General features: G+C 73.7%; 16 protein-coding genes. 11 read left to right on the top strand and 5 right to left on the bottom strand.

The features are described 5' to 3' along the window. The first annotated feature begins 446 nt into the window (after positions 1-446). The gene (locus tag BMX74_RS18505; protein WP_091101749.1) at positions 447-761 is read left to right on the top strand and encodes a helix-turn-helix domain-containing protein; all 315 of its coding nucleotides are present in this window, start codon (positions 447-449) and stop codon (positions 759-761) included. Positions 762-879: 118 nt separating this feature from the next. Here BMX74_RS18505 and BMX74_RS44175 read toward each other — a convergent pair whose 3' ends face one another. Then, positions 880-1,020, bottom strand: a complete 141-nt coding sequence (locus tag BMX74_RS44175; protein ID WP_177227415.1) for a hypothetical protein — start codon at positions 1,018-1,020, stop codon at positions 880-882. 397 nt (positions 1,021-1,417) lie between these two features. On the opposite strand from BMX74_RS44175, the gene BMX74_RS18500 reads away from it, so the two are divergent. After that, positions 1,418-1,915 carry a Rossmann-fold NAD(P)-binding domain-containing protein gene (locus BMX74_RS18500; protein WP_091101746.1) on the top strand — a complete coding sequence of 166 codons (498 nt, stop codon included), beginning with the start codon at positions 1,418-1,420 and terminating at the stop codon, positions 1,913-1,915. 72 nt (positions 1,916-1,987) lie between these two features. On the opposite strand, the gene BMX74_RS44170 is transcribed toward BMX74_RS18500, so the two are convergent. The 3 genes from BMX74_RS44170 to BMX74_RS18485 all read right to left on the bottom strand — a co-directional run bounded on the left by BMX74_RS44170 (position 1,988) and on the right by BMX74_RS18485 (position 6,790). Then, positions 1,988-2,695 (bottom strand): YML083C domain-containing protein, encoded by a 708-nt coding sequence (locus tag BMX74_RS44170; RefSeq protein WP_177227414.1) that lies wholly within the window; start codon positions 2,693-2,695, stop codon positions 1,988-1,990. Positions 2,696-4,503: 1,808 nt separating this feature from the next. After that, positions 4,504-5,448, bottom strand: a complete 945-nt coding sequence (locus tag BMX74_RS18490; RefSeq protein ID WP_256257015.1) for a LysR substrate-binding domain-containing protein — start codon at positions 5,446-5,448, stop codon at positions 4,504-4,506. Between the two features lie 31 nt (positions 5,449-5,479). Further along, positions 5,480-6,790 carry an MFS transporter gene (locus tag BMX74_RS18485; RefSeq protein WP_091101742.1) on the bottom strand — a complete coding sequence of 437 codons (1,311 nt, stop codon included), beginning with the start codon at positions 6,788-6,790 and terminating at the stop codon, positions 5,480-5,482. A 164-nt stretch (positions 6,791-6,954) separates the two neighbouring features. Between BMX74_RS18485 and BMX74_RS18480 the strand changes: the two genes are divergently transcribed. Genes BMX74_RS18480 through dmpG form a run of 9 tightly spaced genes read left to right on the top strand, consistent with a single transcriptional unit; the run spans position 6,955 to position 15,040 of the window. Beyond that, positions 6,955-8,397 carry a 2-hydroxymuconic semialdehyde dehydrogenase gene (locus tag BMX74_RS18480; RefSeq protein ID WP_256257014.1) on the top strand — a complete coding sequence of 481 codons (1,443 nt, stop codon included), beginning with the start codon at positions 6,955-6,957 and terminating at the stop codon, positions 8,395-8,397. Positions 8,398-8,405: 8 nt separating this feature from the next. After that, positions 8,406-9,209, top strand: a complete 804-nt coding sequence (locus BMX74_RS18475) for a 2-keto-4-pentenoate hydratase (RefSeq protein WP_305728669.1) — start codon at positions 8,406-8,408, stop codon at positions 9,207-9,209. Then, complete coding sequence (locus tag BMX74_RS18470; protein ID WP_256257013.1) at positions 9,206-9,979, top strand: 2-keto-4-pentenoate hydratase; 774 nt, start codon at positions 9,206-9,208, stop codon at positions 9,977-9,979. Before BMX74_RS18475 ends, BMX74_RS18470 begins: the two co-directional genes overlap by 4 nt. Further along, a complete protein-coding gene (locus BMX74_RS18465; RefSeq protein ID WP_055501114.1) occupies positions 9,976-10,404 on the top strand; it encodes a RidA family protein in 429 nt (142 codons plus the stop codon). The genes BMX74_RS18470 and BMX74_RS18465 overlap by 4 nt, the downstream gene beginning before the upstream one ends. After that, the gene (locus BMX74_RS18460; protein ID WP_091101737.1) at positions 10,401-10,943 is read left to right on the top strand and encodes a 3-hydroxyanthranilate 3,4-dioxygenase; all 543 of its coding nucleotides are present in this window, start codon (positions 10,401-10,403) and stop codon (positions 10,941-10,943) included. The genes BMX74_RS18465 and BMX74_RS18460 overlap by 4 nt, the downstream gene beginning before the upstream one ends. Further along, a complete protein-coding gene (locus BMX74_RS18455) occupies positions 10,940-11,947 on the top strand; it encodes an amidohydrolase family protein (RefSeq protein ID WP_236714537.1) in 1,008 nt (335 codons plus the stop codon). Before BMX74_RS18460 ends, BMX74_RS18455 begins: the two co-directional genes overlap by 4 nt. Beyond that, complete coding sequence (locus BMX74_RS18450; RefSeq protein WP_091101736.1) at positions 11,944-13,131, top strand: alpha/beta fold hydrolase; 1,188 nt, start codon at positions 11,944-11,946, stop codon at positions 13,129-13,131. The genes BMX74_RS18455 and BMX74_RS18450 overlap by 4 nt, the downstream gene beginning before the upstream one ends. Then, the gene (locus BMX74_RS18445) at positions 13,128-14,036 is read left to right on the top strand and encodes an acetaldehyde dehydrogenase (acetylating) (RefSeq protein ID WP_055501116.1); all 909 of its coding nucleotides are present in this window, start codon (positions 13,128-13,130) and stop codon (positions 14,034-14,036) included. The genes BMX74_RS18450 and BMX74_RS18445 overlap by 4 nt, the downstream gene beginning before the upstream one ends. Then, complete coding sequence (gene dmpG, locus BMX74_RS18440) at positions 14,033-15,040, top strand: 4-hydroxy-2-oxovalerate aldolase (RefSeq protein ID WP_055501117.1); 1,008 nt, start codon at positions 14,033-14,035, stop codon at positions 15,038-15,040. The genes BMX74_RS18445 and dmpG overlap by 4 nt, the downstream gene beginning before the upstream one ends. Before the next feature lie 17 nt (positions 15,041-15,057). Here dmpG and BMX74_RS18435 read toward each other — a convergent pair whose 3' ends face one another. Continuing rightward, positions 15,058-17,256, bottom strand: a complete 2,199-nt coding sequence (locus BMX74_RS18435; protein ID WP_091101733.1) for an excinuclease ABC subunit UvrA — start codon at positions 17,254-17,256, stop codon at positions 15,058-15,060. Between the last annotated feature and the right edge of the window lie 32 nt (positions 17,257-17,288).

Genomic DNA, 17,288 nt, shown 5'->3' with positions numbered 1-17,288 from the left:
CTCACAAGGGGTGTGAATGCGGGATCTCATTGCATTTGGTCTCCACTTGCCGCTGGGCGAGCACGGTGTGGGTGTCGTGGCGGATGGCGGTCGGCAGGTGGACCGCGCCATCTCTGGCACGGCTGCCGCGCAGGGTCTTGCCGTCCACGGCCAGGCCGAGCAGCGGCGTCCGGGGGCTCGCGGTGGTCCGTGGTGGGTGAGCGGCGGTCAACGTGGCGAGGTAGGCGCAGATCGCGGCGTCGAAGGCGCCACCGTCCAGGGCCGGCAGCCGTCGCAGGGTGGGGACGGCCGGTCGGACCGTGGACAGGAGGCCGAGCCGGGTGCGCAGGTCAGAGTCGTATCCGGCGATGAACCGGGTGATCGTCGCCAGCGATGTCCCCGTCGAGTACGGAGGGTAGGGCTGATGCGAGGAGCGGGGCGTCCCCCGGCCCCTGGACTCTCACGGCGTGGAGATGGCCCGCGCGCTGTACGAGATGAAGGGCGATGACGGCAAGCGCCGCTACACCGTCCAGCAGATCGCTGACCGGCTCGGCGTCAGCCGCGCCACGATCTGCCGGCCACCTCGACGCCGGTCCCGGCGTAGGAGGGGCACGCTGCTGCCCCGATCACCTACTGAGGCGGCAAGGCTGACGCCGGTCGAGGCCGTCGGGCATCAGGGGGAGGAATCGCTCCGGGACGACGCCCGCCGGCGCCTGCCGTACCAGCTCGTCGAGTTGCTGCACCAGCGCCTGTCTTGCCTGCGGCGCGGAGGTCCCGGCTAACGGCCGCGATGGCGCCACGGCCCTTTCCCGCGCTGCAGACGACGAAGGCGCGAACGAACGCCCACGCGTCAGGCTCGGCCGCCCCGGCGCGGTCGAGGCCGTCCATGAGCTCGTGAACCTACTGCTCGGCCAGGGCAGCGAGCAGTGCGCCGCGGTAGGGAAAGCGGCGGTAGAGCGTGCCGACGCCGACGCCGACGCCGACGCCGACGCCGACGCCGACGCCGACGCCGACGCCGGCCCGGCGGGCGATCAGCTCCATCGGCGCGTCCGCGCTGCTCGGCCACCGCGTCGCGTGCCGTTCCGGTCAAGGAGGTTGCGATGATCGTGGTGACGGGTGCGACTGGCACGATCGGGCGGGCGCCGATCGAGGAACTGGGCGGTGCGGCGCGCGGAACAGGGCGAGGAACCGGGATGCGACTATGTGGTCGGCGACCTGGAGCGGCCGGAGAGCATCCCGCTAGAGCCGGGTGACCGGCTCCTTCTCAACAGTGCGCTGTGGCCGGGTTTCATACGAGCGCGCAAGACGGTCATCGATCGGGCGGCGGCCGCAGGCGTGGCGCAGGTGGTGACCGTCTCCGTGCGCGGCGTGACGTCGGGCAGTCTGCTCGGGTTCGGCATGCACGGGCAGGTCGACGAGCATCTCAAGGCGTCGGGGGGTGCCGTGGTCGAGCCTGGCGCCCGTCGGCTTCATGCAGAATCTCGCGGGCGACGTCGACGCGGAGGGAAGGATCTTCGGCCCGTACGGCAGGGGCAGCGTCGGCTACATCGACGCGCGTGACATCGCGGCGGCCGCGGCCGCACTGCTCACACGCCCCGTCGGAGCTGACGCCACTTACGATCTCACCGGGCCGGTGGCGCCTACGCATGATGAGATCGCCGCCGAGCTCACCCGAGCACTCCGCCGGACCGTGCGTCACATCGACCTGACGGTTGAGGAAGCCGCCGTTCACCTGGAGAAGCGCGGCGTGTCCACCAAGCGGCCCGTGACCTGGCCGTCGTGGATCAGCGCCAACGACAGGACCGTGAGTTCGCGCGGGTGGGTGCGCATGTGCGAGGGCGCCTCCACCACGGCGCGAGCGTGCCATGCCGCCAGCACCATGGGTACCACGTCGGCGAACGACTCGGGACGTGGCGAGCAGGAGCCTGCGCCGTGATTCCGATCGCCGGTGGCGCCGGAGATCTCGCGGCCGGGTGCCACCGAACGTTCGCCGCTTCTGGACGGGTGCTCAGCCCAGCACCTGGTGGCAGGCCTGGTTGCGGGCGCGGGCGGCCGGGTCGGACGACGGGAAGAGCGCCTCGCACCGCGATGCCAGGGGAGGGGCCGCACCGGAGGCGCCGGTGGGCGCCTTGCGCTCCGCCGCCGGGGCTTCCCCGCCCGGGGTCCTGGGGGCGACCGCGGCGGCGTGCCTGGCACGGGACTTGGCGCCGTTGGCCGCGCGCTGCCTCGTGCGGGTCTTGCGGCCGCTCGCCGGGGTCCGCCGGGTGCGGGACGTCGCGGCGGCGGGCGTCTGCCTGGCGCCGGACGTGGCCCCCGCCGGCCTGCCGCGGGCGGTGGAAGCGCCGGCCGGCCTGCCGGGGGTCGAGAGAGCACCGGCCGGTCTGCCGCCTGTAGTGGAAGCGCCGGCCGGCCTGCCGGAGGTCACGGGAGCGCCGGTCGGCCTGGCGACTGTGGTAGGGGCGGCGGCCGGGCGGCTGCCCGGCGCGGTGGTCGTGGCCGGTCTGCCGGGCGTGGTCGGTCTGCCGGGTGAGGTGGGCGGGCGGCTGCCGGTGGTGGTGCCGGTGGTGGGCCTGCCCCGGGCCGGGGTGGCCGTCGCGGGCGTCTGCCTCGGGCGCGAAGCGGCGGGGGCGGGCGTCGGTTGCCTGACGGTCGCCGCGGTGGTGGGTGCGAGGGTCTGCCTGGCGCGGGCCGCCGCGCCGGTGGACGGCGCCAGCACGGTTCCGGTGCCGGGGGCCCGGGGCGCGGCGGCCCCGGTGGTCCCGCCTGGGACGGGGACCGTGGTGCCCGCCGCCGGGCTCGCCGACGGCGCCGGCGCGCTCCCCGAGGCCGCCCGGCCCTTGCCCGCCGAGGTTGCGTGGCCCTTTCCTGGGTGCCGGTGGCGGTGGGCCCTGTGCGGGACGGCATGCCGTCGCCTCTCCCGCGGTGCCGCCCAGGTCACCAGCACCTCTCGCTTCGGGAACGGCGTCATCAGCGGCCGGGGAACGCGCACGGGCGCCGAGCCCGGCGGACGTCCGGTCGCGGGATGCGGAGCCATGGGGTGGGAAGCCGCAGGAGGCGGGGTGACGCCGGGTGGGTTCCCGGGGGTCGTCCGGCCGAGCGACCCCCCGAGGCCAGTCGCCCCACTGCGGCCTGGTGCCCCTGAGCGCCGCGTGCCTCCGAGGCTGCCCAGGTCTGACGTGCCACCTGCACCGGGAACGACCTTGCCGGGCGTGCCCCCTGGCCCCGCCGTGCCGCCCGTGCCCGCCGTGGCGCCTGTGCCCGGCGTGTCCTTCAGGAGTGGCAGGTCGCCCGGGGCGGCGGCGGTTCCCGGGGTCGGGCCGGCGCCCTGGGCGTTCCACCAAGCGCCGAGCGCCGCACAGACGAGCACCGCGGCCACCAGGACCGGCCGCACCCTCCGCAGCCACCCGAGCAGCCCCTGCCGAGTCAGCGCCCGCCCCGCAGGCCACCACCAGCCTCCAGCAGTCAGCCGCGCCAGCGCCCGCCGGGTCGGCGGCCGGCTTCCGAGAGTCCGCCGCGGCAGTGCCGGCCCCGCAGGCCACCAGTCGGCAGTAGTGCGCCTGGTCAGCGCCGGCCACCAGCTTCCAGCAGCCCGCCGAGGCAGTGCCCGCCCTGCTGGCGGCCAGCTTCTGAGAGCCCGGTGTGGTATCAGCCGTTCCCGCAGGAACCGTCCTCCCGGCAAGCGGTCTGGCAGGAAACGGCCTTGCCCACGCCGGCCTGGCGGGGCTTGCCTGGGCAGCGGCCCCTCGGGCAGCGGTCCCTCGGGCAGCGGTCCCTCGGGCGGGGGACTGCCTGGCGAGGAACGACGCGACGAGGCCGGCCGCAGCGGGGACCTCTTCGGGAGGGTTGGCTCTGGTGGGGATCCGTCTGGCAGGAGCCGATCCAGCAGGGATCGCACCGGTAGGGAGCCCTCCGGAAGGGACTGGTCGTGCAGGGGCTGTCGCTGCGGGCCCTGGTTCGGTGCGGTGCGGTCCTCCTGGAGGCGGCTGCTCCTGCCGCGCGGATGGGGGAGCAGGCGGGTGGCTCCCTGGAGGGGGGCGAGGAGGATCGGGCGGATCGGACGCATCCGGCGGCGCAGGCGGGCCGCCCTGGGCGGGGTGGGGGTGGCGTAGCGGCGCCGGGTGAGGAAGTCGAGCGCGGCGAGCAGGGGGTCCTGGTCGTGCGCCGATCGCTGGTCGGATGGGGGGACCGGGCCTTGGTCGTGTGCCGATCGCTGGTCGGATCGGGGGACCGGGTCCTGGTCGTGCGGCGGTCGATGGTCGGAGTGGGGGACTGCGCAAGTGCCGGTGCCGCCGGTGCGCCAGTCTCTCCAGGAAGGAGCGGCGGTGCCGTCGCCGGGCTCGGTGGCGGTGCCCGTGGCCGGGGTGGGCGGAGGGAGGTGGGGGTGGGTCTGGTCGGACTGCATGGGCCTCCCTTCTCACCGTTGGTGAGGCAAGGGTCTCGCAGTGTGACGTCAGGGTGCGGGAACGACGCGGCATGGCGTCCGACGCAGGGGCGATCCTTGACGTACGGAGGGGCGGGCGGTGGTCAGCGCTGGGCGGGGAGTTCGGGCTGGAGGCGTTCCGCCTGCTGCTGCAGGTGGGTCAGCATGGCCTTGCCGGCGGGCGTGAGCGCGCGGCCGGCGGGCAGGGTGACGCCGACGGAGCGGCGTACCGACGGCAGCGGCACCGGCAGTTCGGCCAGGCGGGTGTCGGTCCTGACGAACAGCGCGGGCAGCGCGGCGATCATGTCGGTCTCGAGGAGCAGCGAGCGGATCGTCAGCATGGAGGTGCACTCGACGCGGTCGTCCGGCAGCGGCAGCCCCTCCTTGTGGAAGACCTGTTCCAGTTCCTGGCGCAGCGAGGTCTGTTCCAGCGGGAGTATCCAGGGGTAGCCGAGGAGGCCGGAGAGCGCGCGTACCTGCTCGGCGGGGTGTCCTGCGCGGGCCACGAGCAGCACCGGCTCGTTGTAGAGGGGCATCTGGCGCAGCCCGGTGCGGTCCTCGATGGGGTTGAGCCGGCCGAGGATGAGGTCGGTGTCGCCGTCGACGAGGCGGGGCACGAGCGAGTCGAACGTCCCCTCCCTGACGATCACGGTGATGCCGGGCCTGTCGGCCTTGAGCGCGGCGATGGAGCGGGGGAGCAGCACGTTCGTGGCGGCGAGGAGGGTGCCGACGGTGACGGTGCCGGCCTCGCCGTCGGCCAGGCCGGCGATGCGCTCGCCGGCCCTGCGCAGTTCGGCCTGGACGGCGCGGGCGTGGTCGATGAACGCCTCGCCGAACAGGGTGGGGGTGACACCGCGGGGCCCGCGCGTGAACAGCTCCACGCCGAGGATCTGCTCGACCTCCCGCAGCCCGCGGGTGACGGCGGGCTGCGCCAGGTGGAGATGCTCGGCGGCGCGCAGGACGCTGCCCTGCTCGGCGATGGCGGTGACGAGCACGAGGTGCCTGAGCTTGAGCCGGCCGCTCAGCAGGTCCAGCGGACGCGATATCACCAAAGCAGTATATGAGCCGATAAATCCGGGCTTACTTGGCTATATCGGCGGTCACCGGCTGGTCCCCCAGCCGCTCCGCGTCGTTGCGCGGGATCACCAGCGCCGCGACCAGGCTGATGAACGTCACCACCGCCAGGTACGCGGTGATCGACAGGGACGTCCCTGACGAGGCGAACAGCGACGCCGCCACCAGCGGCGTGATGCCGCCGCCGAGCAGCGAGGCCAGCTGGTACGCCACCGACGTGCCCGAGTACCGGATCGCGACAGGGAAGAAGCTCGCCGTCAGAGTGCCCTGCGGCGCGTGCGTCATGGCCAGCACGGCGCCCATGACCAGCATGAACATGGCGATGAGCGTGGTGTTGCCGGTGTTGATGACCGGCAGGATGGCGAGCGCGCCGGCGAGGAGCACCACCGAGCCCCAGGTGAACACGGCGCGCAGCCCGGCCTTGTCGCCGAGGTGGGCCCACAGCGGCGCGGTGACCAGCCAGACGGCGGCGCCGCCGATGACGCAGGTCAGCAGGAACGTACGCGAGAGGCCGGCGGCGGACTGGCCGTACCCGAGGATGTAGACCATGAAGATGTAGGCGAGCGCGCTGTTGCCGATGATGACGCCGATGGTGTGCAGCACCTCGCGCCAGTGGTCGCGCAGCACGACCGCGATGGGCAGCTTGACCGGCTTGCGGCGCTCCACCAGGTCGGCGTAGTCGGGGCTCTCCTCGATGCGCAGCCGCAGGTAGAGGCCCACGGCCACCAGCACGATGCTGAGCAGGAACGGCACACGCCAGCCCCAGGCCATGAACGCCTGCTCGCCGAGCAGCGAGGACGTGCCGAGGAAGACGGCGTTGGCGCACAGCATGCCGGCGGGGGTGCCCATCATGGGGAAGGCGCCGAACAGGCCGCGCCGGCCCTTGGGCGCGTGCTCCATGGTGAGGACGACGGCGCCGCCGAGTTCGCCGCCGAGCCCGATGCCCTGGGCGATGCGCATCACCACGAGGAGGACGGCGGCCCACACGCCGATGCTGGAGTACGTGGGGAGCACGCCGATGAGGGTGGTGCCGATCCCCATGATGAGCAGCGAGGCGACGAGCGTGTTGCGCCGTCCGATCCTGTCGCCGAAGTGGCCGAAGACGATGCCGCCGAGCGGGCGGGCGAGGAAGCCGACGGTCATGGTGCCGAAGGAGGCGATGGAGCCCGCGACGGGGTCCATGGCCGGGAAGAACTGCTTGTTGAACACCAGGGCGGCTGCCGTGCCGTACAGGAAGAAGTCGTACCACTCGATGGCGGTGCCGATGAAGGCGGCCCGCGAGACGCGGCGGGCGGCCTGGCGGCGGTCTGTGTCCATCACACCTGTGCCTTCCGATGGGGGTAGGGATGAGGATGCACGCAGGTGGTATGCCAGGGCGAATACCGATATGCGCGGCAGCTATACCACGACGGATATATGACGAGATATGTATAGCTGAGCTGCAAGCCGGTATTGGACTGTTATCCCTGATCGTCAGCAGAATGGCGGCCATGAAGCCCGCCCACTACGTCAACGGCGCCTTCACGGCGGCGGGGACGGCATTCCCGCTACGTTCGCCCGTCGACGGCCGCGAGATCGGCACCGTGCCCGAGGCCTCGCGCGAGACCGTGGACGAGGCGGTGCGCGCCGCGAGGGCCGCGGTCGAGGGCCCCTGGGGCCGGACGAGCGTCGAGGAGCGCTGCGCCTACCTGCGGCGCATCGCCGACGGCATCGAGGCCAGGTTCGACGAGTTCGTCGCCGCCGAGGTCGCCGACACCGGCAAGCCGCGCGACCTGGCGGCCACCGTGGACATCCCGCGGGCCATCGGCAACTTCCGCTCCTACGCCGACCTCGCCTACGGCCGTCCCGAGCGCGCCTACCCCACGACCGTCCCCGGGTGGAGCGGCAGCGGCCGGGCGCTCAACTACACCGTCCGCCGCCCGCTCGGCGTCGTGGCCGTCATCTCGCCGTGGAACCTGCCGCTGCTGCTGCTCACCTGGAAGGTCGCGCCCGCCCTGGCCGCGGGCAACGCCGTCGTCGCCAAGCCGTCGGAGGAGACCCCTTCGACCGCGACCCTGCTGGCCGAGGTGATCGACGCCGCGGGGCTGCCCGCGGGCGCGTTCAACCTCGTCCACGGGCACGGCGCGAACGCGGCGGGCGAGCACCTGACGGCGCACCCCGGCGTGGACGCGATCGCCTTCACCGGCGCCTCCGCCACCGGCAGCGCCATCATGCGCAACGCCGCCGCCCACGTCACCCCGGTCTCGTTCGAGCTGGGCGGCAAGAACCCGGCGCTGGTCTTCGAGGACGCCGACCTGGAGGAGGCCGTCGAGGGCACCCTGCGGTCGAGCTTCACCCACTCCGGCCAGATCTGCCTGTGCACCGAGCGCGTCTACGTGCAGCGCCCCGTCTACGACGCGTTCGTCGAGGCGCTGGCCGAGCGGGCGCGCGGCCTGCGCGACTACGGGCCGATGATCTCGGCGGAGCACCGCGACAAGGTGCTGTCCTACTACCGGCTCGCCGTCGAGGAGGGCGCGACGGTGCTGGCGGGCGGCGGCGTCCCGGTCTTCGGCGACGCCCGCGACGGCGGCTACTACGTCGAACCCACCGTCGTCGCCGGCCTGCCGCAGACCGCGCGGACCGTCCGCGAGGAGGTCTTCGGCCCGATCTGCCACGTCGCGCCGTTCGACGACGAGGACGAGGCCGTCCGGCTCGCCAACGACAGCCCGTACGGGCTGGCCGCGACGGTGTGGACCACGGACCTGTCGCGCGCCCACCGGGTGGCGCCCAGGATCGAGGCCGGCATCGTCTGGGTGAACTGCTGGAACCTGCGCGACCTGCGCACCCCCTTCGGCGGCGTGAAGGCCTCCGGCATCGGGCGCGAGGGCGGCGAGTACTCGCTCGACTTCTTCTCCGAGCCCGTCAACGTGTGCGTCAAGATATGAGGACTGCGGTGACAGACAACCATGAGGCCGCCGCGGCGCGGCTGCTGGAGGCGTACGCGTCCGGCCGCCCGTGCGAGCCGGTCCGCGACCTGGTCGACGGCGTCGAGGCCGCGTACGCCGTGCAGAGCCTGCTCACCGAGCGGTGGCTGGCCGGCGGCAGGCGCCTGGCCGGCCGCAAGATCGGCCTGACCAGCAGGGCGGTGCAGCGGCAGCTCGGCGTCGGCTCGCCCGACTTCGGCGCGCTGTTCGCCGACATGGCGGTGCCCGACGGCGAGGAGATCCCCGCAGGCGCGGTGCTCCAGCCCCGCGTGGAGGCCGAGGTGGCGCTCGTGCTGGAGCGCGACCTGCCGCACGAGCGGCACACCGTCGCCGACGTCATCCACGCCACCGCGTTCGCGCTGCCCGCGATCGAGGTGGTCGGCAGCCGCATCCGCGACTGGGACATCACCCTGGCCGACACCGTCGCCGACAACGCCTCGTCCGGCCTGTACGTGCTCGGCACCCGCCCGGTGCCGCTGCGCGACGTGGACCTGCGCCTGGCCGGCATGGTGATCGAGCGGCGCGGCGAGCAGGTCTCGACCGGCGTCGGCACCGCCTGCCTGGGCCACCCGCTGCACGCCGCGGTGTGGCTGGCCGACACGCTGGCCGCGCTCGGCAGCCCGCTGCGGGCGGGCGACACCGTGCTGACCGGCGCGCTCGGCCCGGTCGTGCCCGTCGCGCCCGGCGACGTGCTGGAGGCCCGTATCGACGGGCTCGGCGACGTCCGCGTCGCCTTCGTCCAGGCCGGTTCCGAGCAGGAGGAGGCCCGGTGAACGCGCTCGCGGAGACCCTGGAAGGAGGCCCGGTGAACGGGCTCGCGGAGATCCTGGACGACGCCGCGCTGGCGGGGCGCGCCGTCCCCCGCCTCACCGACGCGGCCGACCTCGACGTGCCCGCCGCGTACGAGGTGCAGCGGGCGGTGATCGAACGGCGGCTGGCCCGCGGCGAGCGGGTCATCGGCGTCAAGATGGGCTTCACCAGCCGCGCCAAGATGGTGCAGATGGGCGTGGACGACGTCATCTGGGGCCTGCTCACCGACGCCATGCTCGTCGAGTCGCACCTGGACACGGCCGGGCTCATCCACCCGCGGATCGAGCCGGAGATCGCGTTCCTGCTGGAGCGGCCGGTGCGCGGCCCCGCCGACGCCGTCGCGGCGGTCGGCGGCGTGGCGGTCGGCTACGAGGTGCTCGACTCGCGTTACGAGGACTTCAGCTTCACCCTGGCCGACGTCATCGCGGACAACGCCTCGGCCAGCGGCTTCGGCCACGGCCCCTGGCGTCCGCTGCGCGACGTCGGCAACCTCGGCCTGGTCATGGAGATCGACGGCCGCCCGGTGGCGTCCGGCTCGTCGGCGGCCGTCCTCGGCGACCCGCTGCGGTCGCTGACGGCCGCCGCCCGGCTGGCCGCCGCCGCGGGCGTCGAGCTGCAGCCCGGCTGGGTCGTCCTCGCGGGAGCGGCCACGGCCGCCGTCCCGCTCCCCGCCGGGGCGCACGTCCGCGTCAGCGCCGCCGGCCTCGGCCACGTGGAGGTGACCACCCGATGAGTGACGACGCGCTGCTGGTCGAGGGCAAGGCCCGGCCGCGTGGCAGGTTCCCGCACGTCAGGCGGGCGGGCGAGTTCGTGTTCGTCTCGGGCACGAGCTCCCGCCGCCCCGACGGCTCCTTCGCCGGGGCGAGCGCCGACGAGATGGGTACCACCACTCTCGACATCCGCGTCCAGACCAGGGCGGTGATCGAGAACATCGCCGACCTGCTCGCCGCCGCCGGCGGCGACCTGCGGGACGTGGTCAGCGTGACCACGTACCTGGTCAACATGAACGACTTCGGGGGTTACAACGAGGTCTACGGCGAGTACTTCGACGAGAGCGGCCCGGCCCGCACGACCGTCGCCGTGCACCAGCTCCCGCACCCGCACCTGCTGATCGAGATCTCCTGCATCGCCCACATCCCGCCAAGGAGCCCCGCATGATGCCCCCCTTCAACCTGCAGAAGTGGATCGACGAGCACCAGGACCTGCTCAAGCCGCCGGTCGGCAACGCGCAGATCTGGAAGGACGCCGACCTCATGGTCACCGTCGTGGGCGGGCCGAACCAGCGCACCGACTTCCACGACGACCCGATCGAGGAGTTCTTCTACCAGCTCAAGGGCGGCATGGTGCTGCGGGTGATGGAGGAGGAGGGCAAGCCTCCCGTGGACATCCAGATCAGGGAGGGCGACGTCTTCCTGCTGCCGCCGCACGTCAGGCACTCGCCGCAGCGGCCCGTGCCCGGCTCGATCGGCCTGGTCGTCGAGTTCGCCCGCCCGCAGGGCGAGCTCGACGCCTTCGAGTGGTACTGCGTGAACTGCCACCGGCTGGTCCACCGCGCCGAGGTGCAGCTCCAGTCGATCGTGGACGACCTGCCGCCGGTCTTCCGCGCCTTCCACGAGGGCGACCGCACCTGCCCCCACTGCGGCGCCGAGCACCCCGGCAAGGACTGGCCGGACCATCTGCGGCCGGTGGTCCAGTGAGCCTGCCGTCCGGCGCGCCGGGCGCCGTGATCGACGTCCACGCGCACGTCTTCCCGAGGATCTCCAGGGACGAGGCCAGGATCCTCGCCGGCGCGGGCGAGCCGTGGCTGCGCGACGGCATGATGATGAGCGGCGAGGACGACTACCGCCCGGTCACGCCGGAGCTGTGGGACGCCGGCGCCCGCCTGGAGGCCATGGACCGCACCGGCGTGGACGTGCAGGCGGTGTCCTCGACGCCGCTGCTGTTCGGCTACGCGGCCGACGCGGGCAGGGCGGCCGACTGGTGCGCCATGGTCAACGACCGCGTCCTCGCGTACTGCCAGGAGGACCCCGAGCGGCTGCTGCCGCTGTGCCAGGTGCCGCTGCAGGACCTCGGACTGGCGGCCAAGGCCGTCACCGAGGCGAGGGCGGCCGGGCACAGGGGCGTGCACATCGGCAACCACGTCGGCCCGCGCAACCTGGACGACCCGGACATCGTCGAGTTCCTGGCGCACTGCGCGGCCGAGGACATGCCGGTGCTGGTGCACCCGTGGGACATGCTCGGCGGCGACCGCATGCGCGGTCACATGTTGCCGTGGCTGGTCGGCATGGCGGCCGAGACCCATCTCGGCATCCTGTCGCTCATGCTCTCGGGCGCGTTCGAGCGGCTGCCGGGGTCGCTGCGGCTGTGCTTCTGCCACGGCGGCGGCAGCTTCGCCTACCTGCTGGGACGGGCCGACAACGCCTGGCACAACCGCGACATCGTGCGCGCCGACTCGCCGCGGCCGCCGTCGGCGTACACCGACCGCTTCTACGTGGACTCGGCGGTGTTCGACCCGCGGGCGCTGCGGCTGCTGGTCGAGGTGATGGGCGCCGAGCGGGTGATGCTCGGCACCGACTTCCCGTTCCCGCTGGGCGAGCAGGAGCCGGGCTCGGTCGTCCGGGCCTGCGCCGAGCTGGACGACGCGGACCGGGCCGCGATCCTCGGCGGCAACGCCGCCCGCTTCCTGGGGCTCGGGGGATGACGCTCGCGCACACGCCTCTGGGCACGCTGCGGGGCGCCGGCTCCGGCGGGGTGACCGCGTTCAAGGGGGTGCGCTACGCCGTCCCCGCGCGCAGGTTCGCCGCGCCGGAGCCCGCCGAGCCGTGGCGGGGCGTCAGGGACGCCGTGACGCCGGGGGCGCCCGCCCCGCAGCGGCCAGGCCGCATGGCGTGGGTGCCCGGCCTGGAGATCGACCCGGCGTCGGGCCGTGAGGACTGCCTGTTCCTGAACGTCTGGACGCCGTCCGTGGAGGGGCGCCGCCCGGTGCTGGTGTTCCTGCACGGCGGCGCGTTCGTGTTCGGCTCGGGCGCCCAGGCGATGTACGACGGCACGGCGCTCGCCCGCGACCACGGGCTCGTCGTCGTGACCGTGAACTACCGCTTCGGCCTGCCCGGCTTCTGGTACGGCGACGGCGTGCCCGCCAACCTGGCGCTGCGCGACCAGATCGCGGCCCTGGAGTGGGTGCGCGGCAACGTCGCGGCGTTCGGCGGCGACCCAGGGAACGTCACGCTGGCGGGGCACTCGGCGGGCGGCACCTGCGTGCTGGCCCTGCTGTCGTGCGCGCGCGGCCTGTTCGCCAGGGCGGCGGCGATGAGCCCCGTCCCGTACGGCTTCATGACGCGGGACGAGGCGGCGGCCTGGACGGCGGCGGCGCGGGCGGCGATCCCGGGCGACCCGCGCACGGCGCCGCTCGCGGACCTGCTGGCGGCGGAGGCGGCGGCGGCCGGCGCCCGCGGCCCGGTGGGCGGCCTGCTGCCCGTCGCGCCCGTCGTGGACGGCGAGCTGCTGCCCGTCCACCCCGTGCAGGCGATCCGTTCGGGCGTCGCGGCGCCGGTGCCGCTGCTGGTGACGACGGCGGCCGAGGAGACCAGGCTGTTCACCGCCATCGGGCAGCCGGGCCTGGACACGCGGGAGATCTTCGCCGGTCCCGCCGAGGAGGTCGTCGCCGCCCACCGCGGCCCCGCCCGGCACCTGGTGTGCGGGCACCGCTCGCCCATGAGCCACGGCGGGGTCGAGCTGGGCGCGTGCCACCTGGTGGACGTGCCCCTCTACTTCGGCACGCACGGCACCCCCCTCACCGGCTCGGGCCCCGAGGTGGACGAACAGGCACGGTCCATGAGCAAGGAGTTCGCCCGGTTCTGCCGCGGCGGGGAGGCAGAGGAATGAACAAGGCCAAGATCGCGATCATCGGGTCGGGCAACATCGGCACCGACCTGATGATCAAGGTGATCAGGACGTCGGAGACGCTGGAGGTCGCGGCCATGGCCGGGATCGACCCGGCCTCCGACGGCCTGGCGCGGGCCGGGCGGCTCGGCGTGGCCACGACGAGCGACGGCGTCGAGGGGCTCATCGGGATGCCGTGCTTCGACGACGTCGCGGTGGTGCTCGACGCCACCTCGGCGGGCGCGCACCGGCGCAACGACGCCGCGCTGCGCCCGTACGGCAAGCAGGTGGTGGACCTGACGCCCGCCGCGCTCGGGCCGTACGTGGTGCCCGCCGTGAACCTCGGCAGCCACCTCGCCGAGCCCAACGTGAACATGGTGACCTGCGGCGGCCAGGCGACCGTGCCGATCGTCGCCGCCGTCTCCCGGGTGGCGCCCGTCCGGTACGCCGAGATCGTCGCCTCGATCGCGTCGAGGTCGGCGGGTCCCGGCACGCGGGCCAACATCGACGAGTTCACCGAGACCACGTCCCGCGCACTGGAGGAGGTCGGCGGCGCGGCGCGGGGCAAGGCCATCATCGTGCTCAACCCCGCCGAGCCTCCCGTGATCATGCGGGACACGGTGTACTGCCTCGTCGAGGACTGCGACGAGGCGGCCGTGGCCGCGTCGGTGAAGGAGATGGTCGCCGACGTCGCCGCGTACGTGCCGGGCTACCGGCTCAAGCAGGAGGTGCAGTTCCGCCCGGTCGCGGCCGGCGACCCGCTCGCCGACCTCGGCGGGGAGGGCCTGCTCGTCTCGGTGTTCCTGGAGGTGGAGGGCGCCGCCCACTACCTGCCGGCGTACGCGGGGAACCTCGACATCATGACGTCGGCGGCGCTGCGCGTCGCGGAGAGGATGGCGGCCCGATGAGGCTCTACATGCAGGACGTGACCCTGCGCGACGGCATGCACGCCATCAGGCACCGGTACACGGCCGCGCAGGTGGCGGAGATCGCCGCCGCGCTCGACCGGGCCGGCGTCGCCGCCGTCGAGATCGCCCACGGCGACGGGCTGGCGGGCGGCAGCGTCAACTACGGCCCCGGGGCCTGCCTGGACGAGGAGTGGATCGAGGCGGCGGCCTCGGCGATGTCGTCGGCGGTGCTCACCACGCTGCTGCTGCCCGGCATCGGCACGATCGCCGACCTGCGCCGCGCCCACGCGCTCGGCGTGCGCTCGGTGCGGGTGGCGACCCACTGCACCGAGGCCGACATCGCCGCCCAGCACATCGGCGTGGCCCGCGACCTCGGCATGGACGTCGCCGGGTTCCTCATGATGTCGCACATGGCGCCGCCGGCCGAGCTGGCGCGGCAGGCCAGGCTCATGGAGTCGTACGGGGCGCACTGCGTCTACGTCACAGACTCCGGCGGAAGGCTGACGATGGACGGCGTGCGCGACCGGGTGCGGGCCTACAGGGACGTGCTCGACCCCGGCACGGAGATCGGCGTGCACGCCCACCACAACCTGGGCCTGGGCGTGGCGAACTCCGTCGTCGCGGTGGAGAACGGCGTCACCCGGGTGGACGCCTCGCTCGCCGGGATGGGCGCGGGGGCGGGCAACTGCCCGCTGGAGGCGTTCGTCGCGGTGGCCGACCTGATGGGCTGGGAGCACGGCTGCGACCTGTTCGGGCTGATGGACGCGGCCGACGACCTGGTCAGGCCGCTGCAGAGCAGGCCGGTGCGGGTGGACAGGGAGACGCTGACGCTCGGCTACGCCGGGGTCTACTCCAGCTTCCTGCGGCACGCGGAGGACGCGGCGGCCCGCTACGGGCTCGACACGCGGGCGCTGCTGGTCGAGGCCGGGCGGCGCGGGATGGTCGGCGGCCAGGAGGACATGCTCGTGGACATCGCGCTCGACCTGCGCGAGACCGCCCGCTGAGGGGCCGCGGCGCACCGTCAGGGGAGTGAGGCGGCGAGGTGCTTGGCCGTGTGCGTCGCCGCGCGCGCGAGCCGCGCGGGCGTGCCCTCGAACACGACCTCGCCGCCGAACCGCCCCGCCTCGGGCCCGAGGTCCACGACCCAGTCGGCGTGCTTGACGACGTCCGGGTCGTGCTCGGCCACGACGACCGTGTTGCCCGCGTCGACCAGCTTGTCCAGCAGCGCGAGCAGGGTGTCGACGTCGGCCATGTGCAGGCCGGTGGTCGGCTCGTCGAAGACGTACACGCCGCCCCGCTCGTGCAGGCGGTGCGCCAGCTTGAGCCGCTGCCGCTCGCCGCCCGACAGCGTGCTCAACGGCTGCCCCAGTGTCAGGTAGCCGAGGCCGAGCTCGCCCAGCCTGCCCACCCCTGGCAGGTCGAACACGCGGGCCGCCTCGTCGGCCGTCATCGCCAGCACGTCGGCGATCGTCCGGCCGTGCACCCGGTACGACAGCGCCTCGGCGCTGTAGCGGGAGCCGCCGCACACGTCGCACACCCGGGTCACCGGGTCCATGAACGCCAGGTCGGTCTTGATCTCGCCGCGTCCCTTGCACGCCGGGCACGCGCCCGCCGAGTTGAAGCTGAACAGCCCCGGCCGCACGCCGTGCGCCTCGGCGAACAGCCTGCGCAGAGGGTCCATGGCGTCGAGGTACGTCGCCGGGGTCGAGCGGGACGACGCGGCGATGGCCGACTGGTCGATGAGGACCGCCTCCGGGCACCGCGCGGCGAGCTCCAGCGTCGCGAGCGTGCTCTTGCCCGACCCGGCCACGCCGGTGACGGCCGTGAGCACGCCGAGCGGCACCCGTACGGTGACGTCCTTGAGGTTGTGGGCGTTCGCGCCCGCGACGGTCAGCCAGCCGCGCGGCCGGCGCGTCGCGGCCTTGAGCGGCTTCCTGCGCCGCAGCATGCGGCCGGTGAGGGTGCCGGAGGCGGCCAGCTCTCCCGGCGTGCCCTCGAACACGACGCGCCCGCCGTCGGCGCCCGCCCCCGGGCCCATGTCCACGACGTGGTCCGCCAGCATGATCACGTCGCGGTCGTGCTCGACCACGACGACGGTGTTGCCCTTGTCGCGCAGCTCCAGCAGCAGCTCGCCGAGCCGGTGCACGTCGCGCGGGTGCAGCCCGGCGCTCGGCTCGTCGAACACGTACGTCATGCCGGTCAGGCTGCTGCCCAGGTGGCGCACCGTCTTCAGGCGCTGCGCCTCGCCGCCCGACAGGGTGGACGTGCCGCGGTCGAGCGTCAGGTAGCCCAGGCCGACCGCGTCGATCCTGCGCAGCGACGCCAGCGCCGGCTCCGCCACGGGGTCGTCCAGCCGCTCCAGCAGCCCGATGAGGTCGGTGACCTCCATCGCGCAGTGGTCGGCGATGTTCAGCCCGTCGATGCGCGAGGCCAGGGCCGCCGCGTTGAGCCGCGCCCCGCCGCACGCCGGGCAGCGTGCCTGGCGCACCAGCGGCCTGACCGCCTCGTCGAGGTCGTTGAGGCCGCCTTTGAGGTGGACGCGGGTGAAACGCACCACCACGCCCTCGTACGTGTTGGTGTAGCCGCCCCGGTCCACCTTGAACCCGCCGCCGTGCAGGAGCAGCTCGCGTTCCTCCTCGGTGAAGTCGCGCAGCGGCTTGTCGGGGTCGAACAGCCCGGACCTGGCGTAGAGCTGCCAGACGTACCCGCCGACGGGGTAGGGGCGCAGGGCGCCCTCGTTGAGCGACAGGGCGGGGTCGATGAGCCGGTCGAGGTCCGGCTCCATCGTCCTGCCCAGCCCGTCGCACGCGGGGCACATGCCCTGCGGGTCGTTGAACGAGTACGCGGTGGCCGGCCCCGCCGACGGCTCGCCGCGCCGCGAGAACAGCACCCGCAGCATCGGGTGGATCTCCGTCATGGTGCCGACCGTGGAGCGCGCGTTGCCGCCGACCGGCTTCTGGTCGACGACCACGGCCGCCGTCAGGTTCTCCATGCGGTCGGCGCGCGGCCGCTCGTACCGGGGCAGCCGGTTCCTGATGAAGGCGCCGAACGTCTCGTTGAGCTGCCGCCGCGACTCCACGGCGATGGTGCCGAACACGATCGACGACTTGCCCGACCCCGACACGCCCGTGAAGACCGTGAGCCGCTCCTTGGGCAGCCGCAGCGAGACGTCCTTGAGGTTGTTCTGCCGGAGGCCGGTGAGCACGATGTCCCGCGACACGATGTCCCCTCCCAGGTTTAGCTAATACTTGT

Origin of the sequence: Nonomuraea pusilla (genome assembly GCF_900109355.1) — a bacterium.
GTDB classification, from domain to species: Bacteria; Actinomycetota; Actinomycetes; order Streptosporangiales; family Streptosporangiaceae; genus Nonomuraea; species Nonomuraea pusilla.
The sequence above is the reverse complement of the archived record's forward strand: the minus strand, read 5'-3'. Positions and strand labels throughout refer to the sequence as shown.

Bases quoted from the DNA above. Each gene is read 5' to 3' on its own strand.
- BMX74_RS18450 (WP_091101736.1), top strand. From the start codon at position 11,944: ATGACGCTCGCGCACACGCCTCTGGGCACGCTGCGGGGCGCCGGCTCC.
- BMX74_RS18485 (WP_091101742.1), bottom strand. From the start codon at position 6,790: ATGGACACAGACCGCCGCCAGGCCGCCCGCCGCGTCTCGCGGGCCGCC.
- BMX74_RS18460 (WP_091101737.1), top strand. From the start codon at position 10,401: ATGATGCCCCCCTTCAACCTGCAGAAGTGGATCGACGAGCACCAGGAC.
- dmpG (WP_055501117.1), top strand. From the start codon at position 14,033: ATGAGGCTCTACATGCAGGACGTGACCCTGCGCGACGGCATGCACGCC.
- BMX74_RS44175 (WP_177227415.1), bottom strand. From the start codon at position 1,020: ATGGAGCTGATCGCCCGCCGGGCCGGCGTCGGCGTCGGCGTCGGCGTC.
- BMX74_RS18480 (WP_256257014.1), top strand. From the start codon at position 6,955: ATGGCGGCCATGAAGCCCGCCCACTACGTCAACGGCGCCTTCACGGCG.
- BMX74_RS18445 (WP_055501116.1), top strand. From the start codon at position 13,128: ATGAACAAGGCCAAGATCGCGATCATCGGGTCGGGCAACATCGGCACC.
- BMX74_RS18465 (WP_055501114.1), top strand. From the start codon at position 9,976: ATGAGTGACGACGCGCTGCTGGTCGAGGGCAAGGCCCGGCCGCGTGGC.